The following is a 10,545-nucleotide window of genomic DNA, read 5'->3' as shown; positions in this document are numbered from 1 at the left end:
GCAATTAAATACTGGTAAGCCGTTTGAGGTTAAGGCAAAGGAGCCGGAAATAATACTCGGGACGATGATAAAAGATGAGAAGATAGAAATGGAAACAAAGCAAGAACAACCAAAACATAATATGCCACCAGAGGTTAAAAAAGAGGAGCCGAAATTAGTAGTTGGGACAACGATAAAGATAGATATCCCACAAATCCAAAATCCAAAATCTAAAATCCAAAATTTTATAGATGATAACCCAATTCGCAATCCGCAATCCGCAATCCGCAATAATGAAGATTCACTATTATCACTTATGCAAAAAGTAGGAGTTGAAAAGATAGAAGAGATGTCTAAATTGCCTATTTTTAAACCACAAGAAAATACTTTTATTCCAATGCATCAAGAAAAAGGAGTAGAATTACTCCATAGAATACTACCAGTATTATTTCAAGAGAGTATGAATTTTAAGAGAGAAAAAGAGGAAGATAACATTAAACCAGAAGATAAACAAAAATCATTTATAAATTTACCAGAAATGTTTAAATCAGTAAAAAAGAGAATAGTCTTTACTGAAAATAGAGTAAATCAGCAAGATGAATCTGGGGTATTAAAGGATAATAATATAAATTTAACTTACAATTCAGCGATTCAAGGGACAAATAGGGTAGAAATCCCAGCTTCATTACCTGATGCAAGTATGACTAATTTAATATTTAAGGAAATACTTTATGAATTCATAGAAGAAGCATCTCTTCATCTGAAAAAAGATAGTTCGGAGATTCAGGTTAAACTCAAGCCCGAATATCTGGGTAAATTAGAATTAAAAATAACCCAGCAGGATGGAAAGATATTCGCTAAATTTGTCGTAGAAAACTTTGAATTAAAAGAATTAATTGAGTCAGAACTTGCTTCCTTAAAAGAAATCCTTGTAGAAAAGGGACTTGATTTACAGGGTATTGAAGTCTATGTTGGTCAGGAACCAGGAAAAAATTTAGAAGAAAGACATCAAAGGTATATTGATAATATAAAAATATCTTCCTACAATGAAGAGGACGAAAAGGTGGGGGAAAGAGGTGATGAGAATAGGATATTAATAAATGCAAGTCCAGGTGGTAATAAATTATTTTGGTTTATCTCAAAAATTGATTTTATAGCATGAGAAACGCTCATGCCCACAGGGAGTGGGCACAAAGGAAGATGAAAATGGGTTTGATGGTTCAGGTTTTAGGGGAAACGCTCATGAGTCTGCGACTCACAAAGGGGATGAAAATAATGGAAGAACAACCCCCTAACCCCCTTTATTAAGGGGGAATATCTGTTCTAAACCAGAGGATACGAGTCTGTGGATACTATACTAATTCACTAATCTCTAATTCACTAATTCGCTATTTTCAGGGGAAAGGGGATGAAAATAATGGAAGAACAACCCCCTAACCCCCTTTATTAAGGGGGAATATCTGTTCTAAACCAGAGGATACGAGTCTGTGGATACTATACTAATTCACTAATCTCTAATTCACTAATTCGCTATTTTCAGGGGAAACGCTCATGAGTCTACGACTCACAAATGACGATGAAAAATGTAGTTTTGTAAGTCAAGCAATTACAATAACTTACGGACATTTTCAGGGGAAATAGGAAAAAACAGGTGGAGGAAAGATTTTCTCTCTACTCTCTACTTTCTACTCTCTACTTCCTATTTTCAGGAGAATCTATCCGATTTTATGGGTAGATTGTAAGTCTAACAATTACAATGAGATAAGATAAAATAATATTTTTTTTACATAAATTGTTAAATTTTACTTGACAAAAAAGAGATTAATTTATATACTATATGACAATATGTATCTGTTTAGCGTTCTATAGTTACGAAAGGCGTTTCGTTTAAGGTGTGCATTAGAGGTTGGGTAAAAAATCCGGCTGGAGCGTGGGGGAGAACCTCGAATTAAGGTAATCGAAACTCTAAACTTTTTACGAAAACCAAACGCATCCTTGTAACCATAAACGATAAGCACATACAAAAAAATTTCTATAATATAGTAACAAAAATTAAAAAAAGGGAGGAAGGATTTAAATGATAGGATCATTTTTTTCAGGGGTAAGTGGTTTAAAATCTCACTTGATGTGGTTAGATGTAATAGGGGAAAATTTAGCCAACATCAACTCTACTGGTTTTAAGCGGTCGAGTGTGTCGTTTGAAGACATTCTTAACCAAAATCTTAAAAGTGCGGTAGCACCGCGTGAGAATGTGGGAGGTATACTCCCAAAGCAGGTTGGTTTAGGGACAAACCTGGTTACTATCCAGACAGTATTTACACAAGGTCAATTACAGCCTACGGGGAGAAATACTGATTTAGCCATAAATGGAGAAAAAAGCTTTTTTATTCTGAGTGACGGTGTGAGTCCTAACTTTCGCTATACAAGAGCAGGAAGTTTTGATTTCGATAGGGATGGAAATCTGGTAAATCCAGGAAATGGATTTAAGGTTTTAGGGTGGAATGCCCAGAGAGACCCTGTTACAGGACAACTTCTAAAAGATGCGGCTAATAGGACTATAATCGATAGTACTGGTGAATTGAGAGGGGTAAAGATAATTAAAGGTGATATTATGCCCGGGAAAGCCACTGAGTCTGTTAAATTTACAGGTGACCTCAAATCTCAACAAGTATTACCGGTAGATTTTAAAAATTTATCTTTTATGAAAAGTGTGGCGAGTGTCGTGCCAGTTTCCAAAGACCGGGGAGGAATAGACATTACAAAACCGTGGAACCAGGCAGGATTTAATGAAACACCTGATGGGAAAATTATTATCAATGGTGTAACATATAAAGTTGGAGGAGAAGGTGGATATGAAACACCTTCTGCCTTGATGAATGCAATCAATATCTCGGCACAAGCAAATGTAACCATCAAATATGAAAGTGATAAATTTATTATTACACCAGATAATGCAGATGCTGAGGTATCATTAGGTGAGGTAGCTGATACACCAGGGCATGGGTTCTTTACGCAAGTATTCATTACGAGCGGCACAGAACAAGCACCATTTACCTATAATGTCAATGCCAGGATGGAACTCCAATTTGAACATCTTCTTGACCCGCAACATCCAGACCGTAATTATTATCGCTGGAAGGCAGTTGACCCAACTACCACTAATTTTATCACAACTAATGCTTATCATTTCGAACGTGGTGACCCACTGCGAGGCCCAAATTCCCTGGACCCCGGTAAAGTCGTTGGAAAAATAATAGGTATGGGTGATAGTGTCACCAAAGTGTTTGATTTAGGTGACCCGGATATAGACCCTACTACTCTTGAGGTATACATTACTAAACCAACTGGTTCAATGATGATTACTTTAGCCGGAAAGGCATCTATGGCTGTTACTAATTCAGAGCAAACTTCTATTTATTATTTTGATGATGATGGTGAGGATATGAGATTTGGAGTATCTTCAAATGGTGTTGACCGACTATATTTTCCTTATGCACCTTTAGCCGGAGCCACAATTGCTGTTGATTATAAAAGAAATGGTTATAATATGCATAATTCAACTGTTGACCCAACAAGATTACAAATAAAGGTAAACGGTCAGGTTCAACCAGGCACAACCTATAAATTCCATAATAACCAGGGTGTAGGTGGAAATGACCAGATTACTTTCTATTCAGCAAGTAGTAGTGAAGAGGTGGTAACAGATACATTAAATGTTACCAGAGCTTTTAGAGAGGCAGGGTTTAATTGGTGTGCCGCGGCTACTGGTCTGTGGACAAGTTCAATGCTTGCCAGTCAGGTAACATTTAGATGGCAAGGTGGAGACTGGACATCACCAATGTTAAGCACATTTAACTCAGTGGAAGAATTTATGTCTCTTGTAAAAACCAAAACAAATGGTATTGTGAAACTCTCATATAGTGCTAAAGAAGATAAATTTTTTATGACGAATACTCAGGCAATTTCAGCGATTCAAACCAACTCAGCGGGATTTCTTAGTCTGGCTAAATTACCCGGAGAAGGATTTCATATGAATGCCGTACCAGGTAAAAGCTGGGTAACAATAGCCGCTGATGCAAATCCGCAAAGCCGTGAAGAGATAGTAAAAAATACATTAGATTTAACACAATCTTTTCTCCGAGGTGGATTCAATACTGTGCCTGCACTTTCAAGTTGTGTTTCTGTTATGTGGGAAGTAAGTCCGGGTGTGTGGACCAGCTGGTCATCGAATAATAATATTCATCAGGTATGGACCGACGGACTGAGAGGAACTTTAGGCACTAGAAGTGGCACGGTGCAATCGTTTATTAATCTCTTTAATGATGCTTACTCAGATATCCTTGCCTCACCAATGCCGCTTATTCTTAGATATGACCCACAAAAGGATAGATTCTATTTGATAAATACTAATCCGGCAAATCTTGGTATCAGAATTCACCAGACTGATGTTAATGGTTTCTGGACAGCGGCTAATATTCTAAATCCTGGGCTTGCCTGGATTGGGGTCCCCCATTCACCGGTTCAGGAAACAGATACAATCGTGGCAGACTATTACTATAATAAAACCGTAGAGGCACGAGGGATATTACAATTAGATAAAAATGGTCAGGTAATTGATAATTATGTTGATACAGAGGCTTCTCCAGTTATTTACAGTAGTTCAAAGGTATTAAGCGGAGACCGAACACTAAACCTGGCCGCTGGTTGGGACCAATTTGAAGGAGGCACGGTAGATGGAACAATCAAAATTACCTCGAGAAGTGGAATATATATGTCGCGGTCAATCACTCCGGCTAATTATCCAACAATAAATGCTTTAATCGATGAAATCAATGCCAGTGAAGCCAGGGTAGTTCTAACCTATCATGCCGATATGGATAAATTTAGCATTAGAAGTCGTGAAGAGGGTGATGAAATAACCCTGGAAGAAACAGGATTACATCCTTTCTTTTCTGCAATCAATATTGCTACAGGGACAAAGGTTGGAGGTAATAATAACTCTGTTATGGATTTAGAAATAGAGGTTCCTGGACCAGAAGATGGATGGAGGGAAACAACAGGATTGTTTGGGACAGGAAATGATTTATTTAGAGTAAATATCATACCTAATGTGATTAGAAATGAAGAAGTAGGTGAAGCAGGTCTGGGAAGGCGTGGTACCCAGGTGATTGACGAAGGAATGTATAGGGGAAGCACGGCACTTATTACCCTGAATAATGCTGATGTAGATGAATCAACTATTCTGATAAAGAATATCATTGGAGGGGGAGTTGTAGGTGAAAATTCCTGGGTATTTTCAGACGGCACCGGACCTGGTGGAAGGGACCAAATAATTCTGACAACACCAGGGTCTTACCTGGTAAGTTATACCCGATTAAATTCGTTTGATTTAGATAATCCAGATGTAGATGATACATCTTTAGTTGTAAAAGTAGATGGCAGAATTATACCACGAACAGATTGGATATTCGAAGATAACAAAGGAACTAATGGAGTTGATTGTATCCTTTTACAACCAAATGCTGGTTCACAATACTATATGCCAGACCCAACTGGTACTATATGGGAGGTGAGAAATCCAGGGACATTAGGTGCGGGTCAAGTAACCGTGGATTATCGTCGGATATTCCCGCTGGCGGTTGATGTCTTTATCCCTAATGGAAATGAAGGACCAGAAAATATCACCTTTACACCAAATACCACGAAAACGAATTACCCAAGTAACGCTATTCCTCAATTAGCCGATTCTGGAGAGGCAGTAACCACAAATCTGAAACTACAATCAGAATATCAATATACTACTCCGCAAGATATCTATGACTCTCTGGGAAATCCTTATAAAGGGAATTTCCAATTTGAGAGATTAAGTTACAATAAATGGCTGTGGTATATAATGAATCCAGTAGAAAGAGAGAAGATAGCGGGATATGGTATCTTAGCCTTTACAGGTAATGGTCTACTGGATAAAGAAAATTCTCAAATATTTGAGTCACCATCTGACCCGTTAGACCCGGGTTCAAGATATAAAGGGATATACTTTGACCCACCACCAACACCTACTCCACCAGAAACTGAGGGTGCACCACCACCAGAAAAGGGTCAAAATCCAAGTAAAATTATGCCTGACTTTAATCAAGTTACACAACTTTCTTCAAACCCATCTACAGCAAAGGTAAGTGAACAGAATGGATATAGGATAGGAAAACTTATTGATGAAAAAACAAAGATAAATTCAGAAGGGGTAGTTATTGCTGAATATGATAATGGCCAAACGCAAGATATTGGCCAGATATCTATGGCTAAATTTGATAATCCAAGTGGTCTGGCAAAACTTGATGCAACAACCTTTGCGGAAACAGTTAATTCTGGCACTTCTTCCATAGGTAAACCAGGATTAGATGGACGAGGAACGATAAGTGCAGGTCAGTTAGAGAAATCAAATGTTGACTTAGTTCAAGAATTTGCTGATATGATTATTGCCCAGCGCGCCTTCCAGGCTAATTCAAGAACCGTAACTACCGCAGACCAAATGTTTATTGATATTATCGCGATGAAGAGACTATAATAGAAAGTAGGGACACATCCTATATTTTTCACAGTTTTCCACCAGTTAAAGGTTACATTTTTAGATAAAGAATGAAATTTTAGGAAGGTGACCAGAGTCACCGTACCTGTTTAGCGTGGTCAGAGAGCACAAATGAATGGTACTGACTGAGTGCGAAACTACTTCAAACACAACAAGTTGTGTAATACAAAATCAAAAATTAGATATTAAAATGCAAAATGACATATCAAATATCAAAAATCTTGACTTCGTGTTTAATTTATTGCCTTACAAGTATTTTTGCATTTTGCTTTGTCATTTTGATTTTTACAGTTTGATATTTGCATTAAACTCCTTGTGGAATATTTCGCACCGGTATCCTATTGTTTAACAAAGAGTTAAGTCTCAAATCAACGCAATTTGGAACACGCTAAACACGTACGAGTCACTGGGGCAGAGGCATAGGTCAGGTGGAAGGAAATAATTCAAACTGTGCAAGTCAAATAATCCACAAATTGCACAGAGAGAAATATATTCTTTCACCTGGCACTGTGCCTTTTTAATGGTGATAAATGATTAAACTAACTCGACTTAATGGTCGTGAATTTTTTCTTAACCCACATCAAATCGAAAATATGGAAGCTAACCCTGATACCACGATAACCCTTATCTCCGGAACCAAATATATCGTGAAAGAAAATATTGAGACAATAATTTCAAGAATTATAGAATATCGGAAAAAGATGGGGATGTTTGGAAATGAAGATTGAAAAACTACGGCGGTAACTATTCACCACGAAGGGCACGGAGAGCACGAAGTGAAATTTGATGAATTATCGAATAGAGTCATTGGATGCGCGTAACTATTCACCACGAAGAACACGAAGAAAATTAGATGGTCTCTGAAATTAACCACAAAGTACACAAAGAATACACAAAGAAATAAAGGGAAAAATTTATTCTCTCAAAAATCTTTGACTCTTTTGTGAAACTCTTTGTGATCTTTGTGGTTAAAAGAATTGTAGTTATTGTCAGACACTACCGAAAATTACAAGACCTTAAATTCCATTTCGTGTCCTTCGTGCTCTTCGTGGTGAATAGTTACAAGATATTTACAGGAGTAATCTATTATGGCAGAAGAGGAAAAAGCAGAAGCAACTGCGGGTGAAGAGGCCGCAGAAGGTGAAGAGAAAGGTAAGCCGAAGGGTGGCTTACCAAATATACTGATGATAGCGATTGTGGCGGTAGTAGTCCTTGTAATTGCCGCTCTTGTTGCCTGGTTCGTCGCGGGAAAACGAGCAACTCCACCTGAATTAGAATTTGAACCAGAAACCACTCATGAGGAAAAACTCCCTCCAAAACCTCTACATGTTTATCAGATTGGGGCATACCTCGCCAGATTATCTGACCCTGAAGAAGACCACTATGTTAAAATTAGTGATGTAACTTTATATTATGATGCTGAAAAATATGATATGCTATCTGCAGAATTAGGTGAACGAGAAACTCAAATTAAGGATATTATTAATACTGTTCTCATAGGGAAAACAATAGAGGTAGGAACCGTTGAGGGGAAAAAGGCATTAAAAGAAGAATTGAAAAAGGCACTCAATGAGATATTACGAGAAGGGAAAATTGAGGATATCCATTTTCAAATACTTGTTCAATAGGTATGAGTGCTCACTATCCAGTGAACAATGAGCCGAAAATCCATAGTCACTGAGTTCTGCTTACTCATCACTGGCTGACCGTTTACTCAATTCTATAGCGGTTATTAAGTGGAAGTTTACATAGGATAATACCCATAAATAAGGCATGAGAATAATCGTTCCGTTAGGAACATAATATTGGTAGGAATAGATAGACAAATCAAGCAGTTCCGTAGGAACGATATATTGGTAGAAAATTTAATTCTAAGTAAAGTTTTGAATAATAACTGCTATAAATACCGGGGGAAAATAAGGTGACTAAAAAAAAAGATATAACCGAGGATTTAAAAGAGCTTGAAAAACGGGTTGTAGAATTTGATTTTAGAAAAACTAAAGATGTCGGTAAGGAAAAAATTGCTTCTCTACAAGTAATATTTGATGCCTTTTCTCAGAAAGTTGCCTCCTCTTTATCGGCTAAATTAGCCTCTACAGTTCAAACAAAAGTTTTAACCGTTACTCAATTTGCCTATGCTGATTTTGTCAAAACTATTCAAGTCCCAACGGTGCTCGGAATGATAGATATGAGTCCGTTGAAAGGTATGGCGTTAATTGAGGTAACGCCTAATGTGATATTTAATTTTATTGATAGATTATTAGGTGGTAAGGGTGAGGTTATTTCACTGACACGTGGATTGACAGATATTGAATTTGAGGTGGTAGAAGGTATTATGAGAGATTTTGTTATAGATTTAAAAAATGGCTGGGCAAATGTAATTACCTTAACCCCTCAGGTCAAAAGGATTGAATCAAATCCACAGTTTGTTCAGATTACTTCCCCGCAGGAAAAAGTACTTGTTGGAACCATAGAAGTAAAAACAGGTGAAACAACAGGAAATATGACTCTTTGCCTACCTTTCCTTACAATAGAACCAATAATTTCAAAATTCACTGGTGAAGGTGAACCTGCCCTATCAGAAGAAATAAAATCAACCGTCTCCCCGGAAGATATGGCTAAAATGCGAAAAACTATAGCCGATGTAAATATCCCTCTTATTGTAGAGTTAGGTAAAACTGAAGTAACTATGCGAGATATGTTAGAATTAAAAGAAGGTGATGTCATGAGATTAAAAACTAAGGTGGATGAGCCATTAGTTATGTATGCCAATGAAATACCTAAGTTTAAATGCCGACCAGGAATTATCGGAACTCGCATAGCAACACAAATAATTGGACGCATTGACTCAGGAGGAGAGGAGTAAAATTACAGTAACCGTTCACCGCAAGATGCCACAAAGACGCAGAGAAAAAAATTAAAATCTATTCACCAGAGACAGAAATTTCTTTTTTTTGTGCATTTCGGGTCTTTCGTTGTTTATTAATCTTTTAATACTTACTTTTAACTAACTGTTTTTAAGCCTTTTTAAACAGCGAAAAACACGAAAAAAAAGATATTTTCCTCTCTGCGAACTCTTGCGTCTCTGCGGTAAAGGATTAAGTGAACGGTTACCAAAAATTAAAATCAGTATTTCATCCCTGCCCATCTGTGGTTGAATAGTTACAAATATGGAACATTATAAATTTGAAGAAACCTGGGATAAATTCTACGGCGATGGAACTTATGTTATGTGGGTTCCGGGTGAGTGCCTGGTTCAATTTGTGGCGAAAGAGATTGAAAGAAAACAAAGAAAAGTGAACCGCATCTTAGATTTAGGCTGTGGTAATGGAAGACACCTCATCTATTTAGCCAAAAAAGGCTTTAATGTCTATGGAATAGACATTTCACAAAAATCACTCCAGATTACACAAAATTGGTTAAACCAGGAAGGTCTAACCGCAGAACTAAAAAAAAATACACTAACCCAAATACCATATCCTTCAGAATATTTTGATGTGGTTATCTGTCTGGGAACTTTAGACCATATCTTAATTAAAGAGGCAAAAAAAGGAATACAAGAGATTGAAAGAGTCCTGACGCAAAAAGGAATACTATTTTTAGCACTTCGTTCAGACCGTGATACAGAATGTGGTAAAGGAGAGGAAATCGAAGAAAAAACATTCCTTCTTCCAGGCGATGTCGAAGGAAACCTACCGCAACATTTCTTTAGCCTGAATGAGATAAAAGAATTACTGGTGAATTTTGAAATTACCGACCTTGAATGTCGGGAAAGATTAATGGGGCTGGATTTATCTAAGAAAGACTCTCGCTGGATAATTACGGCCCAAAAATTATAAAACTTTAGGTAACCATTCAGGCTATATATCAAAAGTGTAAGAAAGGGGATAAGGAGATAAGAGTGATATGGAGATAAGATAATAGAAATAGATTGAAATTTATAGAAATAGGTAGAAATTGATTGTGGAAAACAACAAATT

The 10,545-nt window shown here is 37.1% G+C and carries 6 protein-coding genes; all 6 read left to right on the top strand.

Annotated elements, in window-relative coordinates:
- Positions 1-1,141, top strand: a 1,141-nt coding sequence (locus AB1422_10495; GenBank protein MEW6619745.1) for a flagellar hook-length control protein FliK, incomplete at its 5' end; no start/stop codon positions are given.
- A 915-nt stretch (positions 1,142-2,056) separates the two neighbouring features.
- Entirely contained in the window at positions 2,057-6,544 is a 4,488-nt protein-coding gene (locus tag AB1422_10490) for a flagellar hook-basal body complex protein (GenBank protein MEW6619744.1), read from the top strand.
- Between the two features lie 551 nt (positions 6,545-7,095).
- The gene (locus AB1422_10485) at positions 7,096-7,293 is read left to right on the top strand and encodes a flagellar FlbD family protein (GenBank protein MEW6619743.1); all 198 of its coding nucleotides are present in this window, start codon (positions 7,096-7,098) and stop codon (positions 7,291-7,293) included.
- Between the two features lie 360 nt (positions 7,294-7,653).
- Complete coding sequence (locus AB1422_10480) at positions 7,654-8,193, top strand: flagellar basal body-associated FliL family protein (protein MEW6619742.1); 540 nt, start codon at positions 7,654-7,656, stop codon at positions 8,191-8,193.
- Positions 8,194-8,486: 293 nt separating this feature from the next.
- On the top strand, positions 8,487-9,431 hold the full coding sequence (gene fliM, locus AB1422_10475; GenBank protein MEW6619741.1) for a flagellar motor switch protein FliM: 945 nt from the start codon (positions 8,487-8,489) through the stop codon (positions 9,429-9,431).
- A gap of 304 nt (positions 9,432-9,735) precedes the next feature.
- Entirely contained in the window at positions 9,736-10,404 is a 669-nt protein-coding gene (locus AB1422_10470; protein MEW6619740.1) for a class I SAM-dependent methyltransferase, read from the top strand.
- The last annotated feature ends 141 nt before the right edge of the window (positions 10,405-10,545 follow it).

This window comes from bacterium, assembly GCA_040757115.1.
In the GTDB taxonomy this organism is placed as follows: Bacteria; UBA9089; CG2-30-40-21; order CG2-30-40-21; family SBAY01; genus JBFLXS01.
This window is presented reverse-complemented; position numbering and strand designations above follow the sequence as displayed.

Coding starts and splice junctions, on each gene's coding strand:
- AB1422_10490 (MEW6619744.1), top strand. CDS start 2,057: ATGATAGGATCATTTTTTTCAGGGGTAAGTGGTTTAAAATCTCACTTG.
- AB1422_10470 (MEW6619740.1), top strand. CDS start 9,736: ATGGAACATTATAAATTTGAAGAAACCTGGGATAAATTCTACGGCGAT.
- AB1422_10485 (MEW6619743.1), top strand. CDS start 7,096: ATGATTAAACTAACTCGACTTAATGGTCGTGAATTTTTTCTTAACCCA.
- AB1422_10480 (MEW6619742.1), top strand. CDS start 7,654: ATGGCAGAAGAGGAAAAAGCAGAAGCAACTGCGGGTGAAGAGGCCGCA.